Here is a 25,253-nt window from a genome sequence, read left to right on the forward strand (position 1 = left end):
GTTGAGAAGGTTGACGTGCAGCTGTCCGATGCGGACCTGCAGACCAAGGTTCTGGAAGTAGTCAAGGAAGCCAAGGAGCTGGTTGACCTGACCGGCGCTGAAGTGGTCGTATCTGTCGGCCGCGGCATTTCCAAGGACGTTGAGACCGGTATCAAGCTGGCAGAAGAGCTGGCTGGCCTGTTCGGCGGCGTTGTTGGCGGTTCCCGTGCAGCAATCGACTCCGGCTGGCTGACGGCTGACCATCAGGTAGGTCAGACCGGCAAGACCGTACATCCGAAGCTGTATGTTGCGCTGGGCATCTCCGGTGCTATCCAGCACAAGGCCGGCATGCAGGATTCCGAGTGCATCGTAGCAGTCAACAAGGCTGACTCCGCTCCGATCTTCGACGTTGCCGACTACGGCATCTGCGGCGACCTGTTCAAGGTTGTTCCGATGATGATTGACGCTATCAAGGCGGCACAGGCTTCCAAGTAAAGCGCTCTCCCCCGCTGATCCCTCGGACAGCACTGATTGTACCTCCTATTCTCTGCCACGGGCCGGAGCATCCCGCGGTGTATATGATCCGCTGCAAAGCCACAGCAGATCCGGTGCTGTCTCCTTCCCGTTCAGTGTGGATTCTCTTTATAAAGGCCGCAGAGCAAATGCTCTGCGGCCTTTTTCTGCCTGTTCTCGTTTTTTACTAAGAAAATACAAAACCCGACAGCCATTCAGCTGCCGGGTTTACTTATACCGTTTTACTCACCCATCACTTGAAAAACAATATCCCGCGTGCGGTCGCGGGTATCGCACTCGACCAGCGTCAGGTTCTGCCACGGACCGATGGTGATTTCCCCTTCCACAAACGGAATGACGATAAACGGAGAAAGCAGCGCCGCCTTGATGTGCGACGAACCATTGTCATCGTGCCACGTATCATGATGGTGATAATGAATCACGCGACCGGTTTCATCCGTATAGGGCGAAAACACATCCATCGCGGCCTTGAGGTCATGATGCACCATCCCCGGCTCAAACTCTAATGTAGTCAGGCCCGCTACACCGCCGGTTGTAAAACCGGTGATGATACCGGACTTCATCCCCGTTTCGCGGCAGGCATTGTGCACCGCAGCGCGAAAATCATCGGTTACGTCGATCATACCCATATGAGCGCGAGTACGATAGGTTTTTGTTTCCGTATAGACTGCCATTATCCTTAGACTCCTTTACAGACACTGCAAATACTGTCCGTACAGTGTTTTTGCCAAATCCGACGCATGCCGCTGCAGCGTCTGGCGGCTGATATAGCCCCGCTGATACGCGATCTCCTCCAGACAGGCGATATATCGACCACTCTCATCCTGCACACGCTTGACCTCCTGTGCGGAATCGAGCAGATTATCCGCTGTGCCGGCATCCAGCCAGACGAAATCCTCGTCCAGCTTCACCACACGCAATGCGCCTCGGCGCAAATATTCCAGATTCACATCCGTAATTTCCAGCTCGCCGCGTGCGGACGGCTTGAGATTATGTGCAATTTCCATGACCGAATTATCATAGAAATAGAGTCCGGGTACAATATAATTGGATTTGGGGTAACGCGGCTTTTCCTCGATAGACACCGCACGGCCCTCCTCATCAAATTCCACCACGCCAAATGCGCGCGGATCATCCACATGATAGCCGAATACACAGGCGCCCTGCCCCAGACGCAGCGCCTGCTGCAAATAGCTCTCAAAATCCGGCGAATAAAAGATATTATCTCCCAGTACGAGGCAGACATCATCCTCGCCGATAAACTGCTCACCGATTAGCAGTGCGTCCGCGATACCGCGTGCCACCTCCTGCACTTCATAGGTGATATGCACGCCAAAGCGTCCCCCCGAACCGAGCAGCCGGTAAAACGGACCTTCCTCTCCGGGTGGGATGATGATAAGAATGTCACGAATGCCCGCCTGCAGCAGTACCGCCAGTGGATAATAAATCATCGGCTTGTCGTATACTGGTAACAACGGCTTGCAAATCGGCCGTGTCATCGGATACAGGCGTGAGCCCTTTCCCGCAGCAAGAATAATTCCTTTCATATGCTTTTCCTCTATCTATATTCTGTATTGCGAACCTATTATAGCATATTTTACATCGCGTTTCCATAGAAAAATGGCCAAATCCCCTAATATGCAGGCGGGATTCTCCCCACCCGAAACTATGCGCACCGTGCAAAGCGGCAGCTGCATCAGCAAGCCGCCGCTTTGTCTGTCATGATTCCGTATAAGGCGCATCCGTATCAATGACCACAGTCTGCAAATCACCGTTCCACTGTACATCAAAATCCAGAGCCGCGCCCAAATCACGCAGCTTAAAATAGTTGTTGCCGCCGATCTCGTAAGCGGTGAGGTTGAGCGCCGTGTCCCCCAGATAAACCGTCGCCTCGGTCAGCGCAGCTGCTCTGCTGCCCGTCGGAAGATCGGCCAGCTCGCCGCCCACCGGTGTGTAAGCCGTATCAGCCGTCAAGTCAATGCGCTGCGCCGCGCCGTTCCATGCCACCTCGAACTGTGCATCCGTGCCGGACAGCGCCTGCGCCAAATCGCGCAGCTTAAAATAATTGTTGCCGCCGATTTCATACGCTGCCAGCGATACAGGCTCACCATCGATCGTCACTTTATGCGAGGACACCACCGCTGTCGGGTTGGTCAGCGCGCGCAGCGCGGTAATCGTCTGCTGCACCGTACCCTCCACGCTGTCCTGCGCCGACGGGGTGTTCCAATAGGAATAACTCTTTTCCGTCATGCCCGTAGTAAGCTGTGCCAGCGCGGATTTCAATTCCTCACTCGAAACCGGCTGCCCATTGACCGAGCAGATATGCGCGCCCCACGTACCATCCGGATTTTCACCAATTGCATCCACATAGGTCAGCGCCGCCGTCATCTGATTGCCCTGTTTGGTCAGATATTGCACCTCGCCGCCGTTCATCACCTCATAGCCGTCCACCAAATACGCCTTATCCGCATCGATGTACAGCTGCGTGACAGGCGAAACATCCGTGCCGAAGTTGCTCACCCGCTCGGGAATCTTCAAATCCACCAGCCCACCGTCGTAGGTATACAGGTGCTGACCGCTGAAGCTGCCGCAGTACAGTTCGGGTGTGCCGTCGCCGTCAAAGTCCACCAGCTGCGCCAGCGAAAGCCCCTGCCACATGCCGCTCAGCGGACTGTCCTTCGACGCTGTTGACGCCGTACCGTATTTTTCCTGCAGCTGCACAATCGCATCCAGATATGCCCGTGCGCCCTTGGGTGTCAAATCCCCCGTCGTGCCTGCCGCACCCGCAGCACCCAGACACATTGCTCCCGTCAGCACTGCACACAAAAGCTTCTTTCCCTGTCCGGACATCAGTCATCCTCCTTTTTACATGTTCAGAATGGTTTCCGACTGCCTTTGCTGCTTTCAGTATACTGTGCCGCCCCACCGCTGTCAAGGCATCCGGACCGGACGCGCTAATTCGTGCATACAGACGCAAACGCGCCAAAATTGCCAGTTTTGTACGCATAATTGACGTGAATTTTGATGATAACACAGGTGGAAAACCTACCAAAAAGCGGGTATAATAATATCTGCACGAAAATTATCCGCAGATGGAGGAATAGATATGGTTCGTAACGATTTGCGCAACATCGCCATCATTGCACACGTTGACCACGGCAAGACCACGCTGGTCGACCAGATGCTCAAGCAGGCAGGCGCATTCCGTGAAAATCAGGTGGTGGAAGAGCGCGTCATGGACTCGGGCGACATCGAGCGTGAACGCGGCATCACCATTCTGGCAAAAAATACTTCGGTACATTACAAGGGCGTAAAAATCAACATCGTCGATACCCCGGGCCACGCGGACTTTTCCGGCGAGGTCGAGCGTATCCTCAAGATGGTGGACGGCGTTGTGCTGCTGGTTGATGCAGCGGAAGGCCCGATGCCCCAGACCCGTTTCGTCCTCCAGAAGGCGCTGGAATTCGGTCACAAGATCATCATTGCCATCAACAAAATCGACCGTCCGGACGCGCGTCTGGGCGAGATCGGAGACGAGGTGCTCGAGCTGCTTTTGAACCTCGACGCATCCGACGAGCAGCTGGACAGCCCGATCGTTTACTGTTCCGGCCGTGCGGGCACCGCATCCATGTCCCCGAACACCGAGGGCACCGACCTGACCCCGCTGTTTGAGCAGATCCTCGAGCATATCCCGGCGCCGCAGGTTGACACCGAAGGCCCGACCCAGATGCTGGTTTCTTCGATTGACTACAACGAATATGTCGGCCGCATCGGTATCGGCCGTATCGAGCGCGGCTCGATGAAGGTTGGCCAGCAGGTCACGGTCTGCGACTATCACGGCGCAACCCAGCCGTACAACGCCAAGGTTGTCACACTCTACACCATCGAAGAACTCGACCGCAAGCCGGTGGACGAGGCCAAGGCGGGCGAAATCGTATGCTTCTCCGGCATCGAGAACGTTACCATCGGTGAAACGCTGTGCGACCCGGAGCATGTTGAGCCGCTGCCCTTCGTCAAGATTTCCGAGCCGACGGTTGAAATGACCTTCTCGGTCAACGATTCGCCGTTTGCCGGCAAGGAAGGCAAGTTCGTCACCTCGCGTCATCTGCGTGAGCGCCTGTTCCGTGAGCTTCTCAAGGACGTATCGCTGCGTGTCAACGAAACCGACACAACCGATGCTTTCCGTGTCTGCGGCCGCGGCGAGATGCACCTGTCCATCCTGATCGAGAACCTGCGCCGCGAGGGCTATGAGTTCCAGGTCGGCGCACCTAAAGCACTATTCAAGGAAATCGACGGCGTCAAGTGCGAGCCGGTCGAGCGCATGATTGCAGACGTACCGCAGGACGCGGTCGGCGCTATCATGGAAAAAATGGGCAGCCGCAAGGGTGAGCTGGTCTCGATGAACCCCAAGGGCGCAGACCGCATGCGTTTGGAGTTCCTGATTCCGGCGCGCGGCCTGTTCGGCTACCGCACCGAGTTCCTGACCGACACCAAGGGCGAGGGCGTGCTCAGCTCGGTGTTCCACAGCTATCAGCCGTACAAGGGCGATATTCAGAAGCGCACCACCGGTTCTTTGATTGCGTTCGAGACGGGCGAAGCCGTTGGCTACGGCCTGTTTAACGCACAGGAGCGCGGACCGCTGTTCATCGGTCCGGGCACGCCGGTGTATGAAGGTATGGTCATCGGCGAGAATCCGCGCGGCGACGATATGGCGGTCAACGTCTGCAAGAAAAAGCAGCTGACCAATATGCGCGCCTCCGGTTCGGACGATGCGCTGCGCCTGATTCCGCCGCGCCAGATGTCGATTGAGGCTGCACTTGAATTTATCTCCGACGATGAGCTGCTGGAAATCACCCCCAAGAGCGTGCGTATCCGCAAGAAGATCCTGTCCAACACCGAACGTTTGAAAAAGGTCAAGGGCGGCAAGAAATAATTCATTTTTATCATAACAAAGGAGTTTTCCCATGTCTGTTAAGCAAGTACTGCATACTGATCTCGCACCCGCAGCGGTTGGCCCGTATTCTCAGGCCATTGCAGCAAGCAAGATGATTTTCACCTCGGGCCAGATCCCGATCAATCCCAATACCGGCAAAATCGAGGCAACCACCATCGAAGAGCAGACCGAACAGGTTATGCAGAACCTGCGCTGCGTGTTGGCTGAAGGCGGCGTTTCGTTTGACCGCATCATCAAGACCACCTGCTTCCTGGCGGATATGAACGACTTCGCGGCATTCAACGGCGTGTACGGCAAGTACTTCCCGGAAAACGCACCGGCTCGTTCCTGCGTACAGGTTGCGGCGCTGCCGATGGGCGCAAAGGTTGAGGTCGAGGTTATCGCGGTACAGGGTTAAGCTCCCTACCGCATTCAAACAAAAAGAGGACGGAATTTCCGTCCTCTTTTTTCACATCAAAAGCCTTCTTTTACTTTGACCGCCTGCAAATACTGCCACAGCAGCCATACGATGACCGCCACGATGACGATCTGCACTACGAGCGCCAAAAACGGGGACACGGCGCTCCCAATCCTATAGGCGAACCCACCGATGAGTTGCAGCCAGAAGCACCAGCGGATACGCCCCTGCGGGTAGTCATAACCACGCGGCACAATGAGTTCGTCGAGTGCGGAATAAAAATAATAATTCGCCACCAGCATCACAATCAGTCCCGCCAGCGTCACCACCAACAGCAGAATGCTCAGCGCCGACCCAATCGCCAAAATCGTCAGGAGCAAGCCGCCAAAAGTCAGCGCAAAGCTGATTAGCAGCATGCGCCATGCGCGTCCCATGCCGTCTGACACTTCTCGCATCGCGTACACCTCATACAGCTGCACGATATTCACCACCAGCGATACGATTGACACCACAATATTGTCAAACGGCATCAGCACCAACGCAATCAGCTGCACCAGCCAGTAGATCCACAGGTTGTGATAAATCGGCTGCTGATAGCTTCCCAACTCTTCATTCATCTCAATCCCTCCTTTGATGCATTCATGATACCAGACCATATTATGCTTTTCAATAAAAATCCGGTAAAATTTGTAGCGATCGCACGCTCTGCGGCGTATTCTCAGTGAAAGGAGGCGGGAGTGCATGACAGCCAAAACACCGGAACAGCTCATTTACGATTATGGAAACACCGTCTATCGGCTCGCTTACGCGCAAACGCGCAGTCAGCACGACGCGGATGATATCTTTCAGGAAGTATTCCTGCGCGTAGCGCAGAATCGACCGGTATTCGACAGTGAATCCCATGAAAAGGCATGGATATTGCGTGTGACACTCAACTGTCTGAAAAGCCACTGGCGCGCGGCGTGGCGGCGGCATGATGTGCCGCTTGATGAGCGCATCCCGTTCCCCGCACCGGAGGAACGCGCACTGGATAACGCGCTGCGCCAGCTATCCCCCAAATACCGCGCCGCGGTACATCTGTTTTACTATGAGGGCTATTCCGCCGAGGAAATTGCGCGCATGACGGGCGAAAAACCGTCCACCATCCGCACACGGCTGACCCGCGCCCGGGCGCAGCTCCGCGACCTGCTGAAAGGAGAGAGCGATGATGAACTTTGAACACACCTACCGCAGCATGAATGACCACATTGAACCGTCTGATACACTGGTCAGCGATACGCTGACGCGCATCCATCAGGGACAGCGGCCCAAACGCCGACTGCGGCGCGGATTATTCGCCGCACTGGTCGCCGCACTGCTGCTGGGCTGCATCACACCAGCCCTTGCCGCCAATATTCCCGCCGTATATCAAGCGCTGTACCTTATTTCCCCTGCATTGGCGCAAAATCTTATACCGGTTAACGAGTCCTGTGAGGATAACGGCGTAAAGATGGAAGTGGTGTCTGCTGTCATTGACGGTAATACCGCCATGGTATATCTTTCCCTGCAAGACCTGATTGGTGACCGTTTTGACGAGACAATCGACTTATTTGACAGCTACCATCTGAACTTCCCCAGCCGCACCGGTGTAACCGGGCACTGCGATTTCGTTTCCTATGACGAGCAGACACGCACCGCTTTGTTTTTGGTTACGCTGGAACAGTCGGACGGCTCGCCGATTCCCACCGGCAAATATACCTTCTCAGTGCGTCAGCTGCTCAGCGGCAAGCAAACGCTGGAAGACACAGCCATTCCACTGTCTCTTGCGGATGCCTCGATTGCACCGGAAACCCTGTGGATTAACAGCCAGTCACGCGATCCTTATATCAGCGGCGGCAGCGCTGTCGATGCCGATAGCCTGCCAGACAGCGCATGGTTTCTTGCGCCGCAGGCACCGCTGTACGAGCCAGCCGACCATCTCGCCATCACCGGTATGGGCTGGATCGACGGTCAACTGCACCTCCAGCTTCGCATGCGGCAAAAATCCACACTCGACACTCACGGATGGCTGTATCTGCAAACCCCATCCGGAGAAGTGGTCAGCTCTGCCTATACGCTTTCTTTCACCGAACACCCAGATGCCGATGACCGCACGGACTATCAGGAATTCATCTTCGATGTCACTCCGGAACAGGCTGCGGACTATATTCTGTACGGCAGTTTCTACACCGCTTCCAATCTGACCGAAGGCGACTGGCGTGTCACCTTCCAACTGGAGGACCAATAACCGCTTCAGGCACAAAAAAGGCTTCGGAATCCTGTGGTTCCGAAGCCTTTCTTCTGCTTTGCAGCAAATTAGTTCTGATGCTCCTCGATATACTTGACAATGTCACCGATGGTGCTCATCTGAGTAGCCTCTTCGTCAGAAATCGTCACGCCGAAGTTCTCTTCGAGGTCCATCATCAGCTCGACAACGTCCAGAGAGTCTGCGTTCAGATCTTCCTTTACCTTGGTATCCATAGTCATGGTGGAAGCGTCGGCGTCAAACTTGTCAGCCAGGATCTCGCAAACCTTTTCAAACATGGGAATTACACTCCTTCATTTTCATCTTGATTTATTTGTCTGAAAATCCCGATTTTGCGGAACTTTTCATACCGTTTTTGCAGCATTGTATCCATATCCGGCTCGGCAGCCAGCTCTGCAAGCTGATCGCGCAGCGCACGACCCACATTGCGGATAAGCTGTGCATTCGTCTGTCCCTCGGGCACAATGCCTTCAATCATGCCGAAATTATATAAATCCTGCGCGGTAATACGCAAGGTATCCGCAGCCTCGGCCTCACGGCTGGGATCTTTCCACAGGATGGATGCGCAGCCGCGCGGCGAAATGACCGAATACAATGCATTTTCCAGCATCAGGACGCGATCGGCCACGGCCAGCGCCAGCGCCCCCCCCGATCCGCCTTCGCCCGTCACAATCGAGATGACCGGCGTGCGCAGTTCGATAAACTCATACAGGCAGCGGGCAATCGCCTCGCCCTGTCCGCGCTCCTCCGCACCCACGCCCGGAAATGCGCCGGTCGTATCGACCAGGCATATCACAGGACGATGGAATTTCTCCGCCTGATGCGCAAGTCTCAGCGCCTTGCGGTAACCCTCCGGATTGGCCATTCCAAAGTTCGCTGCCATCTTTTCCTCGGTCGTCTTGCCCTTACGGTGGCCGATGACGGTCACCGGCATGCCGTTGAACAGGCCGATGCCCGCGCAAATCGCATGATCCTCGCCAAAATACCGATCGCCGTGCAGCTCGACAAAATCGGTGAACAGCTCACCAATATAGTCCTCGATCTGTGGACGCTTAGGATCATGAATGATGCGCATTTTTTCACTTGCAGGTTTATTCGCCATAGTGCCACACCTGCCGTTTCTTGGGTTTGGGCTGTCGATGGTGCTTCAGAAGCGTCTCGAGCGTGCCCTTTAGCTTGTTACGCGGAACTATTTTATCACAGAAGCCGTGCGAAAGCAAGAACTCGGACGACTGAAAATCGTCCGGCAGTGTCTCGCCGATTGTGCCTTCGATAACGCGCCGTCCGGCAAAGCCGATGGTCGTACGCGGCTCAGCGAGGATAATGTCGCCCAGCATGGCAAACGACGCAGTGACGCCGCCGGTGGTCGGGTCGGTCAGCACGGTGATATACAACAGCCCTGCGTCTGAGTGCCGGCGCGCCGCCGCCGAAACCTTAGCCATTTGCAGCAGAGAGAACATGCCCTCCTGCATGCGCGCGCCGCCCGAACAGGTAAACAGCACCACGGGCAGACCTTTTTCGGTCGCGTATTCAAACAGGCGGGTCAGCTTTTCGCCCACCACCGAGCCCATGGACGCCATCATGAAATGACTGTCCATCACGCCGATGCAGGTTTCTACCCCGCCGATGCGGCACACGCCGGTCTTGACTGCGTCCGGCATGCCGACCTTTTCAGCCAGCTGCGCCGCCTTGTCCGCGTAACCCGGAAAATCAATCGGGTCGGCAGGCGCCAGATCGGCATACAACTCCATAAAGCTGTCCTTATCCGCGATCTGACGAATGCGCGTGCGCGCGAGCAGCCGCCCGTACCGGCCACAATGCGGGCACACATACAGGTTTTTACCATAGGCATAGGCTTTCAGCTCTGCGCCGCAGCCTTTGCACTTGACTACCTTGACGCCCGTTTCCTCCTGCGGCTTCATCTCCATAGAGGTTTCCCGCGTTTTCTGGAATAAATCGAGCAGCATGGCGCTTCCTCCCCTCTTTTATCGCTCAAAATCTCCGTTTGCAATCGAATTGACGTTAAACTCCGCGTCCTCAAATGCTTTGGAACGCAGAATGTGCATCTGATAGTCCGTGCCGGTCACGACGCCCTCAAACAGCGTTTCCGCCAGCGCCCGACGCATACGGGCAATCGCCTGCTGCCGGTCCGCGCCGTAGACAATCAGCTTGCCTATCATGGAATCATAGAACGGCGGGATTTTATACCCCTGATACGCCGCTGTATCCATGCGCACACCCGGTCCGCCCGGCAGATGCATGGACACCAGTGTGCCCGGGCAGGGCGCGAAGTCGCGCGACGGATCCTCCGCATTGATGCGGCATTCAATCGCATGGCCGCGCAGCTCCAGATCATCCTGTGTGAAGGACAGCGGCTCACCCGCCGCCACGCGGATCTGCTCGCAAACGAGGTCAACGCCTGTCACCTGCTCGGTGACCGGATGCTCAACCTGAATGCGGGTATTCATCTCGCAGAAATAGAAGTTGCGGTCGCTGTCGACCAGAAATTCAATCGTTCCCGCGTTGCGGTAGCCCACGCGCTTTGCCAGATCCACTGCCGCCTTGGTCATTTTCGCGCGCAGCTCAGGCGTGACAAAGGCCGACGGGCTTTCCTCGATCAGCTTCTGGTGGCGGCGCTGCACCGAGCACTCGCGCTCAAACAGATGCACCACATTGCCGAAACTGTCTCCCAGAATCTGCACCTCGATATGGCGCGGATTATGAATATATTTTTCCATGTACAGGCGGCCGTCGCCAAAGTTTGCGACCGCTTCCGCCGCTGCGCTGTCGTATGCGTCCTTGAGGCCGCGCACGTCCTGCGCCACGCGGATGCCTTTGCCGCCGCCACCGGAGGCCGCCTTGAGCATGACCGGATAGCCAATGCGCTCTGCCTCGGACAGTGCTTCATCAAAATCGCGCAGCGGGCCGTCCGTACCCAACGCAACCGGAACGCCCGCCGCAATCGCGTTGCGCTTGGCCTCGGATTTATCGCCCATCAGGCGGATAGTCGCGGCGGTCGGTCCGATGAAGGCCAGACCGGCCTGCGTAGTCCGCTCGGCAAAGTCCGGGTTTTCGGACAAAAAACCGAAGCCCGGATGAATCGCCTGACACCCCGACGCAAGCGCCGCCGAAATGATATTATCCATATTCAGATAGCTGTCCGCCGCGCGGGCCGGACCGATGCACACCGCTTCGTCCGCAATTTGCGCGTGCAGCGCTTCGCGGTCAGCCTCGGAGTACACCGCGACCGAAATCACACCCAAGTCGCGGCACGCCTGAATGATGCGGACCGCGATTTCTCCGCGGTTCGCAATGAGTACCTTTTGAAACATGTCTTTCCCCGCCTCAGTCCATGATGACCATGCACTTGATCTCCGCCTCGGCTGCCTTCTGGTCGCCCACCCAGGCAACGCCCTCGGCTACCGCCATCGGGCCGCGGCGCTTGATGAACTTGACCTCCAGCCGCAGCGTATCGCCCGGCTTTGCCATCGCGCGGAATTTGGCCTTGTCGATGCCGGTATACACCGCGGTCTTGCCGCGAAACTCCGGAATGGACAGCAGCGCCACGCCGCCGACCTGTGCCAGCGCCTCCAGACGGAACACTGCAGGCATGATCGGGTTGCCCGGGAAGTGTCCCTGGAAGAAAAACTCGTCTCCCGTCAGGTGCAGCGTACCAACCGCGTGCTCCTCATCCATTTCAAGGATTTCGTCCACCAGCAGCATAGGCGGACGATGCGGCAGGATCTCCATGATCTGTTCTTTATTCAGCATATATCTTATACCTCTTTCTCATCCAGCGCAAGCGGATTTTATCAATCTAATGCTTTTTTATTCAAGACAGGGGGCTTTGAAAAGCCCCCTTAACCTCATTCAATGATAACAACCGTCTGGTTATACTCGACCATGTCGCCCGGCTGCGCCAGAATGCGCACGACCGTGCCGTCGCACGGTGCCTTGATCTCATTCATGGTCTTCATCGCCTCGATGATGAACAGCGTGTCGCCCTCCTTGACCTTCTGGCCGACCAGCACAAACGGCGGCGCATCCGGTGCGGGAGAAGAATAGAACGTACCCACCAGCGGGCTTTTGACCGGCGTGCCTGCGGGCAGCTCCTCGGCAGCGGGAGCCGTTTCGCCCGCAGCGGCAGGCGCAGCAGCAGGTGCTGCTGCAACGGGCGCGGCCGCGACCGGAACCACCGGCGCCGGCGGCGCGGATTTAATCTTGATTTTTACGTCGTCCATCTCCAGCTCAACCTCGCCCAAGCCTCTGGTCTTGAGCGCATCCATCAGCTCGATGGCAACGTCTTTGAGTTCCTTGATATCCATATCTTACACCTTCTTAATCAGGATGCAGGCATTGTGTCCGCCAAAGCCCAGCGCGTTGGAAATCGCTACATTCACCGGCATCTCGACTGCCTTGTTGGGCGTGATGTCCAGATCGCATTCCGGATCGGCCTCCTGATAGCCGATGGTCGGCGGAATGACGCCGTCACGAATTGCCATGACGCAGGCGATCGCCTCCACCGCCGCCGCGCCGCCAAGCAGGTGGCCGGTCATCGACTTGGTAGAAGAAACCTTGACTTTATATGCCTCATCACCGAACGCCTTTTTGATGGCGATGGTTTCATACTTTTCGTTGAGCGGAGTCGAAGTGCCGTGCGCATTGATATAATCCACGTCCGCCGGAGTCAGACCCGCATCTGTAATCGCGCCCAGAATGGCATGCGCCGCCGCTTCGCCGTCGGGCGAAGGGCTGGTGATATGATAAGCGTCGCCCGACGCGCCGTAGCCCGCAACCTCTGCCAGAATGGTTGCGCCGCGCGCCTGGGCATGCGACAGGCTCTCGAGCACGAGACAGCCTGCACCCTCGCCCATGACAAAGCCCGAACGGCGTGCGTCGAACGGGATGGATGCACAGGTCGGGTCATCGCCCATGTGCACTGCCTTCATATTCTGGAAGCCCGCCATCGAGATCGGAATGATACCATTCTCGGTACCACCGCAGATCACAACATCCTGATAACCGTGACGGATGGTGCGCATTGCCTCGCCGATCGCATGGTTGCCGGTTGCGCAAGCGGATACCGGGCAGAAGTTCTCGCCCTTAAAACCGAAGCGCATCGAGATATAGGCGGCCGCCATGTTGGCGATCATCTCAGGGATGCACAGCGGAGACACGCGGCCCGGACCCTTTTCGTTCAGCTTGGGAATCTCCTGCTCGGCAATCTGCAAGCCGCCCACGCCCGAACCATAGATAACGCCCGTACGGTAGGGGTCAAAATTGCCCTCCGTAAGTCCCGCCTGATCGACCGCCTGCTGGGCTGCGGCCAGCGCAAAGTGGCAGTTAACATCCATGCGGCGCGCTTCGCGCTTATCCACATACTGGGTCACATCAAAATCCTTGACCTCAGCGGCCAGCTTTACCTTAAAATCGGATACGTCAAACTTGGTAATCGGCCCAACGCCGCACTTACCGGCCTTGAGCGATGCCCAAAACGTCTCCACGTCATTGCCAACCGGCGTGATTGCGCCCATACCGGTGATGACTACTCGTTCCATCAAAGCATCTCCTTTTTTCCCTCATACTCCCTGCGACCAAAGCCTGCCGCGAAACTCATTCAAATCATACCGCCGTCGGCCACAATGACCTGACCGGTGACGTAGCTTGCCGCGTCTGACGCCAGAAACGCAACCACGCCTGCAATTTCCTCAGGCTTGCCGAAGCGGCCGAGCGAAATCTGCTTAACAGCGCCTTCCTTAACGGCATCCGGCAGCACCTGCGTCATATCCGTGTCGATAAAGCCGGGCGCAACCGCGTTGACCGTGATGCCGCGCGCGCCAAGCTCCTTGCTGGCGGTCTTGGTCATGCCAATCAGTCCCGCCTTGGCAGCCGAATAGTTAATCTGGCCCGGATTGCCCGCAATGCCGGCAACCGAAGCGATATTGATGATACGGCCCTGCTTGGCGCGCATCATCATCGCGCCGCACTGGCTGAGCATATTAAACGCACCCTTGAGGTTGGTACGAATGACTGCGTCAAACTGGTCCTCCTTCATGCGGACCATCAAACCGTCGCGCGTGATGCCCGCGTTGTTGACCAGAATATAAGGTACGCCCATCTCTTCCTTGATTTCCTTGAGCGCCACGCCGCAGGCCTCGTAATCCGAAACGTCCCACTGCTTGACGACCGCTTTCACGCCGTATGCACGGCACTTTTCCGCGACCGCCTCTGCCTTTTCGACCGAGGACGCGCAGTTGATGACCACATCATGGCCTTCTGCAGCCAACTTTTCCGAAATGGCTGCGCCAATGCCGCGCGAGCCGCCGGTAACGATTGCAATTCCCATCGTTTATCTCCTTATTCAAAACGCTTGTAAGCGTTCTTCATCAGTTGTTCCGCCTCATCCGTCATGCCGCGGATGATATCCGCGCACGGACGAAGCTCCTTGAGCATGCCCGCAATCTGGCCGGACATGAAAGTGCCTTCCTCGTAGTTGCCGTCCTGTACTGCCTTGCGCAGCGAACCTGCGGTTGCGGCCTCCAGCTCCTCGAGCGACTTATCAGTGTTAATCTTCTCCAGTTCGAGGCACTTGCGCGCCATCGGGGTCTTGAGCGAACGCACCGGATGACCGGAAGGACGGCCGGTGACAACGGTCGAGATATCGGTCGCCTTGAGGACCAGTTCCTTATACTTCTCCGAAATATAGCACTCGTCGGAGGCAAGGAAAACCGTGCCGCACTGCACGCCCTCGGCACCCAGCATGAACGCCGCCGCCATGCCGCGGCCGTCCGCGATGCCGCCGGCCGCAACGACCGGGATGCTCAGCGCGTCAACCACCTGCGGAACCAGCGGCATGGTCGTCAGCTCACCGATGTGGCCGCCGCCCTCCATGCCTTCCGCAATAACAGCGTCCGCGCCCGCGCGCTCCATGCGCTTGGCCAGCGCTACCGACGCGACAACCGGCATAACCTTAATACCGGCATTTTTCCAGTTTTCCATATATTTGCCCGGATTGCCCGCGCCCGTGGTCAGCACTTCGATTTTTTCGTCGATGGCGAGCTGTGCGAGGTCATCCGCGTTGGGAGAGAGCAGCATGATGTTCAGACCAAGCGGCTTATCCGTGATGGCACGCGCCTTGCGAATCTCGTCGCGGATATAATCAACCGGAGCCGCGCCGCCGGCAATGATGCCGAGGCCGCCGGCCTTGGATACTGCCGCCGCCAGATGATGCTCCGCAATCCACGCCATTGCGCCCTGCACAACCGGATACTCGATACCGAGCAATTCTGTAATCTTGGTTTTCATTGAACTCTCTCCTTTACAGTTTCAGTACAAATGCGCCATAGGTCAGGCCGCCGCCGAACCCGGTGCATACAATGGTCTGCCCTGCCTGCAGCAGGCCGTTTTTCCGCATTTCGTCCAGACAAATCGGCACGGAAGCGGAGGATGTGTTTCCGAAGCGGTCCATATTGACATAGACCTTCTCCTTGGACAGATGATAGCGCTTGGCAATCACGTCGAGGATGCGCAGGTTGGCCTGATGCGGCACAACCCAGTCGATCTCCTCCGCGGACACGCCCGCGCGCTGTAAAGCGGTGTCGATTGCCAGCGGCACAGCATGTGCGGTAAAGCGCACGACCGCCGCGCCCTGCATCTTGAGGAAACGCGCCTTGGGGTCCACCGGACGCTCGGCTGCAAACGGGTCCTCGACCGGCAGCGCCTCCATGTACAGATATTCCGCACCCGATCCGTCCGCCGCGATAAAGGTGGACTGGATGCCGACGTTCTCATTTTCGGTTGCGCGGTAAACCGCCGCCGCCGCGCCGTCACCAAACAGAATGCAGGTGGAACGGTCGGTATAGTCCGTGATACGATGCAGCGTCTCCGCTGAAACGACCATCACGGTTCTGGCCTTGCCCGCCTTGATAAAGCTGTCCGCAATGTCAGTTGCGGAAACAAAGCCCGCGCAGGCGTTATTGATATCGATTGCACCCACCTGCCGCGCGCCCAGCTTGTCCTGCAGGACGCTTGCGGTGTTCGGGGTGTTGGTATCCGGCGTGCAGGTGCTGACCAGAATCAGGTCCAGCTCTTCCGCCTCAATGCCCGCATCCGCCAGCGCGTTCTGCGCCGCGCCGAGGGCAAGCTCCCACGTATGGGTATTTTTCGCAATGCGCCGCTCTTTGACACCCGTGCGCTTGACAATCCATTCGTCGCTGGTATCCACCATGGTTTCGAGCATCGCATTGGTGAGTACAAAATCCGGAATGCACGAACCCGTGCCGATGAGTTGGCTGTTGATGATTTCCACGCTCCCCAAAAGTTCAAATCGCTCTCCCAAAGCGTGGAAAAGCGACAATAGTTTGATTGACAAAGTAATCCTTGACTATTATAATAAAAGGACACGAAAATGTCAACCTTTTCCGAGGTTTGACAGCGATTTTTGGAGGAACGGAACATGGAATACGGTTTTGCATTTTTCCCCGGTCAGGGCGCGCAGGCGCCCGGCATGGGCAAGGATTTGTATGAAAACTCGCAGGCGGCCAAGCTGGTTTTTGAGGAAGCAAGCGACGGCGCAGGGCTGGACGTTGCAAAGCTCTGCTTTGACAGCGACAAGGAAACCCTGTCGCGCACGGAAAACAGCCAGATTGCGATTTTCACGCACTCGATGGCGGCGCTGGCGGCGCTCACCGAGGCAGGCGTGACCTTCAAGGCAGCGGCGGGCTTCTCGCTGGGCGAGTACACCGCGCTTGCCGCGGCGGGCGTGGTAACGCTCGCGGACGGCGTTAAAATTGTGTCGATGCGCGGCAAGCTCATGCAGCAGGCTGCGGACTCCATCGACGGCGGCATGGCGGCCATCCTTGGTCTGGACGACGAGAAGATTGAAGCCGCATGCGCGGCCGTAACGAGCGGCATCGTGCGTCCGGTCAACTACAACTGCCCCGGTCAGCTGGTCATCGCGGGCGAAAAGGCCGCGTTGGCCGAAGCGGTTGAGAACTGCAAGGCGGCAGGCGCGCGCCGCGCGGTACCGCTGGCGGTATCGGGCGCGTTCCACACCCCGCTGATGGCAAAGGCCGCAGCGGAACTGCGCGCGTACGTTTCGGATTTCACCTTTGCCGCCCCGAAGATGGACATTTACTCCAATCTGGACGGTCAGGTGCTGGACTGCTCCGACCTGCCCGCACATCTGGAGCAGCACATGATCTCCCCCGTGCGCTGGACGCAGCTGGTCAAGAACGGTATGGCGGCGGGTCTGACCACCGCATGCGAAGTCGGCCCGGGCAAGACGCTGACCGGCTTTGCGGGCAAAATCAGCAAGGAGCTGACCTGCAAGTCCGTGCAGGATATGGCGGGCGTGCAGGCGGCTGCCGAGTAAATCAGAACAGACAGCCAAGGGAGGTGCTTCGGCGCCTCCCTTTTGCCCCCAAAAAAATTTTCAAAAAAATTTTTTGAATTTTGAATGGATTTTCCTTTGCCGGTCGTATTGGTAGTGAAAGGCACAAACGACAAGCCAAATTCACTGACAACAATATGTAGGAGGAATTCATATGAAAAAGATGGTAATGGGTACGATCAGCGCAGCTCTGGTTCTCTCGATGGCAGTTACGGGCGCATTCGCTGCAGGCAACGGTAATGGCAACGGCCGCGGACGGAATTTCGTCGACGCCAACGGCGACGGTGTGTGCGATAACTACGGCACGGGCCGCGGCCAGTACTTCGTCGACGCGGACGGCGACGGCGTGTGCGATAACTACGGCACGGGCTGCGGCCAGTACTTCGTCGACGCGGACGGCGACGGCGTATGCGATAACTACGGCACGGGCTGCGGCCGGTACTTCGTCGACGCGGACGGCGACGGCGTGTGCGATAACTACGGCACGGGCCGCGGCCAGTACTTCGTCGATGCCAACGGCGACGGCGTATGCGACAACTACGGCACGGGCTGCGGCCGCGGCCAGGGGCGGGGCTGCAACAGATAAGAAAACAGACGGACAATAAGAGGTTGGTACGATGCGGAGCGAACAGGAGGCAAATCGGGCGATCGAGCGGTATGCGGACACCGTCCGGCGGATCTGTATGATCCATTTGAAAAACCATGCCGACACGGAGGACATCTTTCAGAACGTATTTTTGAAATATGTGCTCAGCACCGCTGTGTTTGAAAACGAGGAGCACGAAAAAGCGTGGTTCATCCGCGTGACGATCAACGCCTGCCGGGATTTGCTCAAGAGTTTTTTCCGCAGCCGCACAGTCTCACTCGACACTCTGCTCGACCAACCCGCCGAATTGACGCAGCAAGACCACACCGTACTCGAGGCAGTGCTTGCACTGCCTCCCAAGTACCGCGATGTGGTCTATCTGCATTATTATGAGGGGTATACCGCCCCGCAGATCGGCCAAATCCTTAAAAAGAACGTCAACACGATTTATACACTGCTCACCCGCGCCAAACAGGCGCTGAGAGAAACGCTGGGAGGGGACGACGATGCGTGACGAACTGAAAACCGCGCTGGACAAAGTCACGGCGGACGAAGCGCTACGGCAGTCTACCCGTGCGTTTCTTGCACGGCAGACACACGATTACGGCACAGCGAAAGCCCGTCCACGCACGGCGCGCCGCCTTGTGGCAGCTTTCGCCTGTCTTGCGCTGGTAGTTGCCGGCGGCACGGGCTACTGGGCCTATTTCTCCCCCACCTGTGCCATCAGCATTGATATCAACCCATCGGTCGAGCTGTCGGTCAATCGATTTGATAAGGTGATCTCGGTTGACGGCATCGGCGAGGAGGGCGAAGCGCTGGCCGAAACGCTCGACGTGCGCTTTTTGAATTATGCCGATGCGCTGGACAGCCTGCTGGAAAACCAGACGATCGAGGACTGCCTTGCACGAAACGAGGTTCTGTCCATCGCGGTCGCCGGAGACAACCAGAGTCAGGCGGATGCGATCCTGGCGCAGGCGCAGACCTGCACTGCGGGCACCCAGAACGTCTACTGCCATGCAGCTGACAGCGAAGAACTTGAGCACGCGCACGAAGCCGGGCTGTCGTTCGGCAAATATCAGGCCTTTCTCGTTCTACAGTCGCTCGATCCGAGCGTCACCCCCGAGGATGTGCAGGGACTGACTATGCGCGAAATTCGCGATCGGATCGCTGCGCTTGACCCTGACGCAGCGCAAGGGCTGTACAGCGAAGGGTACCACCATGCCGGCAACGGCACAGGGGCAGGTAACGGCGCCGGCAATGGTACAGGCAACAGTTCCGGCAGCGGCAATGGCACTGGCGCAGGCAACGGTTCCGGCGCAGGCAGTGGTTCCGGCAATGGCACCGGCAGCGGTTCCGGTAACGGCAATGGCATGGGTGCAGGGAATGGTTCGGGCGCCGGTCAAGGCCACGGCCATCATGGCGCGAACTGAGTCCCGCATGCATTTTGTACCCCCTTAAGCAGAAATAACTTGACAAATCCCCCGGGATGGACTACACTAATACCACAGAGAATAAACTCTATTAAAACCGTAGGAAAAGGAGGAAGCCGCAATGCTGTCTATTCGGATGAACATGTGCATGATGTGCGGTTTTGCTCGTTTTTCTGCCATGCAGCGCTGACGCTGCAAGCTGTAAGCGGGCCGCTTTTCATGCGGCATGGCACGGTTCAGATGGAAAACGAGCGGAAAGCAGACCTTGCTTTCCGCTTTTATTTTGAAAAGGGGGAATGGACTTGGAACAGGATTTCATTGTACGCATCCAAAACCTGAATAAAACCTTCCGCGGACGGACCGGTACAGTCACCGCACTGGACGGCGTCAATCTGGATATCCGCCGCGGCGAAATCTTTGGCATCATCGGTCTGTCCGGTGCGGGCAAAAGTACACTTGTCCGCTGCATCAACTTTTTGGAGAAGCCAACCGAGGGCACGGTTACCGTGGACGGTCAGGAGCTTGGCGCGCTGTCCAAAAAGGCTCTTCTTGAAGCCCGCCGATCGATGGGCATGATTTTCCAGCAGTTTAACCTGCTGCAGCAGCGCACCGCGCTGCAAAACATCTGCTTCCCGCTCGAAATTGCGGGCATGAAAAAGGCGGATGCGGAAAAGCGTGCGCACGAGCTGCTCGAAATCGTCAGCCTGAGTGACCGCGCGGATAATTATCCGTCCCAGCTTTCAGGCGGCCAGCAGCAACGCGTTGCCATCGCTCGCGCACTGGCAACCAACCCGAAAATTCTGCTGTGCGACGAGGCGACCAGCGCGCTCGATCCGACAACAACGCGCTCCATCCTCGCGCTTTTAAAGGAAATCAACAAGACGCTCGGCATCACCATCATTGTCATCACGCATGAAATGGCAGTCATCGAGGAAATCTGTCAGCGCGTGGCAATCATTGACTCCAGCCGCATCGCAGAGATGGGCACGGTCGATCAGGTATTCACCCGCCCGCAGTCGGCAATGGCCAAGCAGCTCATCTATCCGGACGGCAAGCGGGACAAGCTGGCCACCGGCAAGCATTACTGCCGCATCGTGTTCGACGGCAACTCGTCGTTTGAACCGGTAGTGTCGAACATGGTGCTCGAGTGCAAGGCGCCGGTCAACATCATGTTTGCAGATACCAAGGATATCGATGGCCGCGCCTACGGCCAGATGATTCTGCAATTACCCGAGGACGAACGCGCGGCAAAGCGCGCGCTGGCGTACCTTGAAACCCAGAATGTGCATGTAGAGGAGGGCGACGCCGATGCTTTCACCTGAACTTTGGGCACAGAGCCTGTGGGAAACCTTATATATGGTCATCGTGTCGACCGCGGTTTCCTATCTGATTGGTCTGCCGCTCGGTCTGCTGCTGGTCGTGACCGATAAGGGCGGCATTCGCCCGATGCCGGTACTCAATACGGTGCTCGGTGTCATCGTCAATATTCTGCGCTCGATTCCGTTCCTCATTCTCGCAGTCATGATCACCCCAATGACGCGCGCGATTGCAGGCAAGGCAATCGGTACGACCGCAATGATCGTGCCGCTGACTGTGGCGGCCGCACCCTATGTTGCGCGTATGGTTGAGTCTTCGATTAAGGAAGTACCGTTTGGCGTCATCGAAGCGGCGCAGTCCATGGGCGCCAGCCCGTGGCAAATCGTCTGGAAAGTGCTCGTCCCCGAAGCCAAACCCTCTCTGATGGTAGGCGGCGCAATCTCAATCGTAACCATCCTCGGCTATTCTGCAATGGCAGGCTTTATCGGCGGCGGCGGTCTGGGTACGGTGGCCGTTAACTACGGCTACAACCGCTATAATTTCGAGATCATGCTCGTGGCCGTTATCATTATTGTAATTGTCGTGCAGATTTTTCAGGTCTGCGGCATGTGGCTTGCGCGCCATCTGGACAAGCGCAACCGTTAATTTTCCCTACTTTGTTATCAAAAAATTTGATAAAACACCCACAGAAAAGGAGAGATTCCCATGAAGAAGAAAATTGCAGCCCTGCTGGCAGGCGCACTGTGCCTGTCTGCTCTGGCCGCCTGCGGCGGAGGTAATGACGCGCAGTCCTCCGATGCCAACACCTCGGACGACAAGACCATCACGGTCGGTGCATCGCCCACACCGCACGCTGAAATTCTGAACGCCGCCAAGGACGTGCTGGCCGAAGAGGGCTACACGCTCAATGTTGTGGAGTTCACCGACTATGTACAGCCCAACACCGCACTGGTGGACGGTGACTTGGACGCGAACTACTTCCAGCATATCCCCTATCTGAACAACTTTAACAAGGAAAACAACGCTGATTTGGTTTCCGCTATCGAGATGCACTACGAGCCGTTCGGCATCTATCCGGGCAAGACTGCAACGCTGGAAGAGCTGGCCGACGGTGCGACCGTTGCGGTTCCGAACGACGGCTCGAACGAGACCCGCGCACTGCTCCTGCTGCAGGACGCCGGCCTGATCAAGCTCAAGGATGGCATCGACCCAACTTCGGACGCAACCAAGCTGGACATTGTGGAGAACCCGAAGAACCTCGACATTCAGGAAATCGCTGCTGAGCAGCTGCCGCGTTCGCTTCAGGACGTTGACCTCGCGGTTATCAACGGTAACTACGCTCTGCAGGCTGACCTGAACGCCAAGGAAGATTCTCTCATCACCGAGAATCCGGAATACGCCAAGGTTTATGTCAATGTAGTCGCTTGCCGCAACGGTGACGAAAACAGCGACAAGATCCAGGCGCTCAAGAAGGCGCTCCAGAGCGACACGGTCAAGCAGTTCATCGACGACACCTACAAGGGCGCTGTTGTTGCCACCTTCTAAAATTTCACACTAAAAAGCATCGTCCCTCTGCCGCGTTTTGCGGCAGAGGGACTTTTTCATGCGGCTATCGTTATACAGTACCCAATTTTTCACCGACAAGCGCCATTTGTTCCGCGGTCGGCGTCCAGCTGAAGTGGATTTCTACGATGCTGTCTGCATAGCACAGCAAATACCAATCGCTCGGCCCGGTGTCCTGCCAGCCCAGCTGCCATGCCTCCTTCGCCCCCCACGGCGCGGCATCACACGGCGTGCAGGTGTGCTGCAAGGCTTCCACCTTGCTGTCATCGGTCTGCTCGGCAAGGCGCTGCGCGCGGCATCGGTCGTACAGCACAGGCAGCTTGACTTCGGTAATCGTGTAGTCGAGCGACGGGGTTTCCACACCTGTGCCCCGTTGGATGTGCCCACTCTCGGCCATCGTACACGGCAACAAGTGGCGAGACGTCTCCTGTCCAGTCGGACTGATATGCCGCCTCTGGCAGTTCATCGCCACATAGATCGGTGAGCGTCAGCGGCGGTTCATCCGCAGGGGGATTTCTGTCCAGCCAGCCGTTTTGGGTTGCGCGAATCGTGCCGAACACGATGACAGCCATCATCGCAAACGCCAGCACCACGTCCACCGCCAGCGTAACCGCGCGGTTGACTCCGCGTGACACCTTTCTGCGCTTGAGCAGCTGCTTGACGCCTTGCACTGCCAAAGTCAGCACGAGCATATACAGCACCATTACAATACTAACCACGCGCAGCAACGGCGAGCCGGTGGTCACATTGTAGAGTATCTGCACTGCAAACGCTGCCATGCACACCGCAAATATGACGCGCTGGAATGGGCGTGTGGTGGGTGTATCGACAAACTCGCCGCGCACCGCCGCTTTGCGTGCGCGGGCGCGCCAGCACAGATAAGCGATAATCTCGACGATACACAGCAACGCGAGCAGCGGCCACACCACCGCCATAAACAGATTGGTCACGCTGGAAAACAACCCAATCGGGTCATCCCCTATGTCATGCACCAGCATCGCGCTCCACAGCAGCCCGATCGCCAGCAGGATGCCGTATGGCAGCAAAAATCCCTTGACCATGGCGGCATGGATATTTTCCAGTTCAATCTCCGGGTCGGTCTCGATCGGCACGGCATCCGGCTGGTCGGTGCAGAAAATCTGCATCTGCGCCCAGCTGCACACATACTGCCAGCCCGCGTGCGCGCTGAACGCATGGTACACCTGCTGGCCTTCGGTCGGGCCGGGGTCAAAATCGGATGCTTTGGGATAATAGGTAACGGAAAAATGCAGTTTTTTCGGCTCAATGCGGCGATAGACCCAGCCAAGGCCGGTCACGCGGTCGAGCATCCAGCCCTTGGCGGCCATTTTCTCCAAATGCCGCTCGACACCCGTGCGGTCGTAAAAGGACAGCGTTTCCATTCTGCGTTTGGTCTTTCTCATCGCGGCGCCTCCTTTCCAAAAGCCCGTTCGTAGTCCGCCACCTGCGCACACAGCCGCTGATATTCCTGTTCAAGTCTCTCCCGCCCCTTGTCGGTCAGCAGATAACTGCGGCGGCGGCCGTCCACATTCACCTCCCGAATCATCTCCGCTTCGAGAAACTGCTCGAGCAGATTGTACATTGTACCCGATCCGACCGTGACGCGCCCCTGCGTCATGGCCGACACCTTATCAAAAATATCAATGCCGTAGCACTCCTCCCGCAGGCACAGCAGCACATAAAACATCTGCTCGGTGAGCGTCTGAAACTTGGCTCTCGGCATGGCGTATCACCTCAATCTCGAATATCGAGTTTCTGTGCTTTCATTATATCTCGAATATCGAGAAAGTCAAGCGCAAATCGATATCCTCTGTAAAATAAAAGCCTCTGTATGCGCAGAGGCTTTCAAATGCACATACTCACCAGCCCGATAAGCAGCAGATGCACCGGATAAAACCAATAAAAGAACTGTTTGAGGTTTTTCTCTCCTCTTGTCCCGTTATAGGCAACCAGAAACGGTATGGCCAGCAGACTGAATATCTGAATACCGCCGATTTGCAGAGAAAGCACCAGCAGACCGACCGAAAAGCCGCACAATCGAATCCAATCCCGTTTATCCCCTGCACCGGAATATTTCTCCCAGATGCACGCGGGCAGCTCGGCGAACAGCGGCAGCATCACGCCATAGAATCCGTAATCAATGACAATCCAGTCACAGATGATCCAGATACCGCCCATACAGCCCAGCATCACACCGACACCGGCCAGCCGCACGGCAATTTTGTTCTGCGCCCAGCAAGTCTGCAAATACTGAAACGCATATAATACACATAGCGAAAGCGAAAATGTGATCAGAATATTTCCGTAAATCGTTCGGGTATACGCATAGTAACCTGCCACACATAGCAATCCCATCCCGAACAATCTGAGCAAATATCGCCACGGATGATGCGTCCGGCGGCTGCCCTCACAAATGCAATAGGAAAACACCGGAAACGCCAGCCGACCAATAATCCGCAAAATCGTCCATTGCGGAAGCAGTTCCATGCCAATATGGTCCAACGCCATCGCAGCTGCGGCAAACAGCTTGATTTGATTTTGTGATAATCCCATTGTCGATTTCTTCTGCATGCTGACCCCTTCCGGTACGCATTCCATCCGTATTCCGTCTGCGAACTTCTACTGATTCAGCATCAGTATAGCACCAATCCACTTGGAATACAACGCAAGGTCCTTTCCATGCGTCATGCCGCACTCCCGTTTTCTCCAAAGCAAAACCTCCGGCAGGGTGTCCATGATAACACCACGTCGGAGGTCTACGCGAAAGAAAAGGCAGTTTTCCAGTGTGATTCTGTGCTCA

At 56.9% G+C, this 25,253-nt stretch carries 30 protein-coding genes; 12 read left to right on the forward strand and 18 right to left on the reverse strand.

Features of this window, described 5'->3' with window-relative positions; all coding sequences use genetic code 11:
• Positions 1–474, forward strand: a 474-nt coding sequence (locus ACESSO_RS13260; RefSeq protein ID WP_373166000.1) for an electron transfer flavoprotein subunit alpha/FixB family protein, incomplete at its 5' end; no start/stop codon positions are given.
• A 260-nt stretch (positions 475–734) separates the two neighbouring features.
• On the opposite strand, the gene ACESSO_RS13265 is transcribed toward ACESSO_RS13260, so the two are convergent.
• The 3 genes from ACESSO_RS13265 to ACESSO_RS13275 form a co-directional block, all read right to left on the reverse strand.
• Complete coding sequence (locus ACESSO_RS13265) at positions 735–1,187, reverse strand: YjbQ family protein (RefSeq protein WP_373166002.1); 453 nt, start codon at positions 1,185–1,187, stop codon at positions 735–737.
• 15 nt (positions 1,188–1,202) lie between these two features.
• Positions 1,203–2,060, reverse strand: coding sequence for a glucose-1-phosphate thymidylyltransferase RfbA (rfbA, locus tag ACESSO_RS13270; protein WP_373166003.1), 858 nt, complete (start codon positions 2,058–2,060; stop codon positions 1,203–1,205).
• Between the two features lie 172 nt (positions 2,061–2,232).
• Positions 2,233–3,363, reverse strand: coding sequence for a hypothetical protein (locus ACESSO_RS13275; protein ID WP_373166005.1), 1,131 nt, complete (start codon positions 3,361–3,363; stop codon positions 2,233–2,235).
• A gap of 256 nt (positions 3,364–3,619) precedes the next feature.
• Between ACESSO_RS13275 and typA the strand changes: the two genes are divergently transcribed.
• On the forward strand, positions 3,620–5,446 hold the full coding sequence (typA, locus tag ACESSO_RS13280) for a translational GTPase TypA (protein WP_373166006.1): 1,827 nt from the start codon (positions 3,620–3,622) through the stop codon (positions 5,444–5,446).
• 31 nt (positions 5,447–5,477) lie between these two features.
• Positions 5,478–5,864, forward strand: coding sequence for a RidA family protein (locus ACESSO_RS13285; RefSeq protein WP_373166007.1), 387 nt, complete (start codon positions 5,478–5,480; stop codon positions 5,862–5,864).
• Between the two features lie 56 nt (positions 5,865–5,920).
• Here ACESSO_RS13285 and ACESSO_RS13290 read toward each other — a convergent pair whose 3' ends face one another.
• Positions 5,921–6,481 (reverse strand): hypothetical protein, encoded by a 561-nt coding sequence (locus ACESSO_RS13290; protein ID WP_373166008.1) that lies wholly within the window; start codon positions 6,479–6,481, stop codon positions 5,921–5,923.
• A gap of 124 nt (positions 6,482–6,605) precedes the next feature.
• Between ACESSO_RS13290 and ACESSO_RS13295 the strand changes: the two genes are divergently transcribed.
• Together ACESSO_RS13295 and ACESSO_RS13300 are read left to right on the forward strand one after the other, a co-directional pair.
• Positions 6,606–7,082, forward strand: a complete 477-nt coding sequence (locus ACESSO_RS13295) for an RNA polymerase sigma factor (RefSeq protein ID WP_373166009.1) — start codon at positions 6,606–6,608, stop codon at positions 7,080–7,082.
• Positions 7,072–8,130 (forward strand): DUF4179 domain-containing protein, encoded by a 1,059-nt coding sequence (locus tag ACESSO_RS13300; RefSeq protein ID WP_373166010.1) that lies wholly within the window; start codon positions 7,072–7,074, stop codon positions 8,128–8,130. Before ACESSO_RS13295 ends, ACESSO_RS13300 begins: the two co-directional genes overlap by 11 nt.
• Positions 8,131–8,198: 68 nt before the next feature.
• On the opposite strand, the gene acpP is transcribed toward ACESSO_RS13300, so the two are convergent.
• The 10 genes from acpP to ACESSO_RS13350 form a co-directional block, all read right to left on the reverse strand.
• A complete protein-coding gene (gene acpP, locus ACESSO_RS13305) occupies positions 8,199–8,426 on the reverse strand; it encodes an acyl carrier protein (RefSeq protein ID WP_125115241.1) in 228 nt (75 codons plus the stop codon).
• 5 nt (positions 8,427–8,431) lie between these two features.
• Positions 8,432–9,250, reverse strand: a complete 819-nt coding sequence (locus tag ACESSO_RS13310; RefSeq protein WP_373166011.1) for an acetyl-CoA carboxylase carboxyltransferase subunit alpha — start codon at positions 9,248–9,250, stop codon at positions 8,432–8,434.
• Positions 9,240–10,115, reverse strand: coding sequence for an acetyl-CoA carboxylase, carboxyltransferase subunit beta (gene accD / locus ACESSO_RS13315; protein ID WP_373166012.1), 876 nt, complete (start codon positions 10,113–10,115; stop codon positions 9,240–9,242). The genes ACESSO_RS13310 and accD overlap by 11 nt, the downstream gene beginning before the upstream one ends.
• A gap of 18 nt (positions 10,116–10,133) precedes the next feature.
• Positions 10,134–11,480, reverse strand: a complete 1,347-nt coding sequence (gene accC / locus ACESSO_RS13320) for an acetyl-CoA carboxylase biotin carboxylase subunit (protein ID WP_373166013.1) — start codon at positions 11,478–11,480, stop codon at positions 10,134–10,136.
• 13 nt (positions 11,481–11,493) lie between these two features.
• A complete protein-coding gene (gene fabZ / locus ACESSO_RS13325) occupies positions 11,494–11,919 on the reverse strand; it encodes a 3-hydroxyacyl-ACP dehydratase FabZ (protein WP_297275658.1) in 426 nt (141 codons plus the stop codon).
• Positions 11,920–12,014: 95 nt separating this feature from the next.
• Positions 12,015–12,473, reverse strand: coding sequence for an acetyl-CoA carboxylase biotin carboxyl carrier protein (gene accB / locus ACESSO_RS13330; protein ID WP_373166014.1), 459 nt, complete (start codon positions 12,471–12,473; stop codon positions 12,015–12,017).
• 3 nt (positions 12,474–12,476) lie between these two features.
• Positions 12,477–13,709 (reverse strand): beta-ketoacyl-ACP synthase II, encoded by a 1,233-nt coding sequence (gene fabF, locus ACESSO_RS13335; RefSeq protein WP_373166015.1) that lies wholly within the window; start codon positions 13,707–13,709, stop codon positions 12,477–12,479.
• Positions 13,710–13,765: 56 nt separating this feature from the next.
• Positions 13,766–14,494 (reverse strand): 3-oxoacyl-[acyl-carrier-protein] reductase, encoded by a 729-nt coding sequence (gene fabG / locus ACESSO_RS13340; RefSeq protein WP_373166016.1) that lies wholly within the window; start codon positions 14,492–14,494, stop codon positions 13,766–13,768.
• Positions 14,495–14,505: 11 nt separating this feature from the next.
• Entirely contained in the window at positions 14,506–15,453 is a 948-nt protein-coding gene (gene fabK, locus ACESSO_RS13345; RefSeq protein WP_373166017.1) for an enoyl-[acyl-carrier-protein] reductase FabK, read from the reverse strand.
• A gap of 13 nt (positions 15,454–15,466) precedes the next feature.
• Positions 15,467–16,456, reverse strand: coding sequence for a beta-ketoacyl-ACP synthase III (locus tag ACESSO_RS13350; protein WP_373166018.1), 990 nt, complete (start codon positions 16,454–16,456; stop codon positions 15,467–15,469).
• 147 nt (positions 16,457–16,603) lie between these two features.
• Between ACESSO_RS13350 and fabD the strand changes: the two genes are divergently transcribed.
• From fabD to ACESSO_RS13385, 7 genes are all read left to right on the forward strand, one after another.
• Positions 16,604–17,521: an ACP S-malonyltransferase gene (gene fabD / locus ACESSO_RS13355; RefSeq protein ID WP_302665877.1), complete on the forward strand. Its 918-nt coding sequence runs from the start codon at positions 16,604–16,606 to the stop codon at positions 17,519–17,521.
• Positions 17,522–17,693: 172 nt separating this feature from the next.
• Positions 17,694–18,125: a hypothetical protein gene (locus ACESSO_RS13360; RefSeq protein ID WP_373166019.1), complete on the forward strand. Its 432-nt coding sequence runs from the start codon at positions 17,694–17,696 to the stop codon at positions 18,123–18,125.
• A 31-nt stretch (positions 18,126–18,156) separates the two neighbouring features.
• Entirely contained in the window at positions 18,157–18,639 is a 483-nt protein-coding gene (locus tag ACESSO_RS13365; RefSeq protein WP_373166020.1) for an RNA polymerase sigma factor, read from the forward strand.
• Positions 18,632–19,555: a hypothetical protein gene (locus ACESSO_RS13370; RefSeq protein ID WP_373166021.1), complete on the forward strand. Its 924-nt coding sequence runs from the start codon at positions 18,632–18,634 to the stop codon at positions 19,553–19,555. Before ACESSO_RS13365 ends, ACESSO_RS13370 begins: the two co-directional genes overlap by 8 nt.
• A 296-nt stretch (positions 19,556–19,851) precedes the next feature.
• Positions 19,852–20,877: a methionine ABC transporter ATP-binding protein gene (locus ACESSO_RS13375; protein WP_373166022.1), complete on the forward strand. Its 1,026-nt coding sequence runs from the start codon at positions 19,852–19,854 to the stop codon at positions 20,875–20,877.
• The gene (locus tag ACESSO_RS13380; RefSeq protein WP_373166023.1) at positions 20,864–21,517 is read left to right on the forward strand and encodes a methionine ABC transporter permease; all 654 of its coding nucleotides are present in this window, start codon (positions 20,864–20,866) and stop codon (positions 21,515–21,517) included. Before ACESSO_RS13375 ends, ACESSO_RS13380 begins: the two co-directional genes overlap by 14 nt.
• A 60-nt stretch (positions 21,518–21,577) precedes the next feature.
• The gene (locus ACESSO_RS13385) at positions 21,578–22,417 is read left to right on the forward strand and encodes a MetQ/NlpA family ABC transporter substrate-binding protein (RefSeq protein WP_373166024.1); all 840 of its coding nucleotides are present in this window, start codon (positions 21,578–21,580) and stop codon (positions 22,415–22,417) included.
• A 70-nt stretch (positions 22,418–22,487) separates the two neighbouring features.
• On the opposite strand, the gene ACESSO_RS13390 is transcribed toward ACESSO_RS13385, so the two are convergent.
• From ACESSO_RS13390 to ACESSO_RS13405, 4 genes are all read right to left on the reverse strand, one after another.
• Complete coding sequence (locus ACESSO_RS13390; RefSeq protein ID WP_373166025.1) at positions 22,488–22,796, reverse strand: hypothetical protein; 309 nt, start codon at positions 22,794–22,796, stop codon at positions 22,488–22,490.
• A complete protein-coding gene (locus ACESSO_RS13395; RefSeq protein WP_373166026.1) occupies positions 22,699–23,856 on the reverse strand; it encodes a DUF2812 domain-containing protein in 1,158 nt (385 codons plus the stop codon). The genes ACESSO_RS13390 and ACESSO_RS13395 overlap by 98 nt, the downstream gene beginning before the upstream one ends.
• Positions 23,853–24,176: a PadR family transcriptional regulator gene (locus tag ACESSO_RS13400; RefSeq protein ID WP_373166027.1), complete on the reverse strand. Its 324-nt coding sequence runs from the start codon at positions 24,174–24,176 to the stop codon at positions 23,853–23,855. Before ACESSO_RS13400 ends, ACESSO_RS13395 begins: the two co-directional genes overlap by 4 nt.
• Positions 24,177–24,298: 122 nt before the next feature.
• Positions 24,299–25,024, reverse strand: coding sequence for a TraX family protein (locus tag ACESSO_RS13405; protein ID WP_373166028.1), 726 nt, complete (start codon positions 25,022–25,024; stop codon positions 24,299–24,301).
• Positions 25,025–25,253 lie beyond the last annotated feature (229 nt).

Origin of the sequence: Agathobaculum sp. Marseille-P7918, assembly GCF_964248325.1 — a bacterium.
Classification (GTDB): domain Bacteria; phylum Bacillota; class Clostridia; order Oscillospirales; family Butyricicoccaceae; genus Agathobaculum.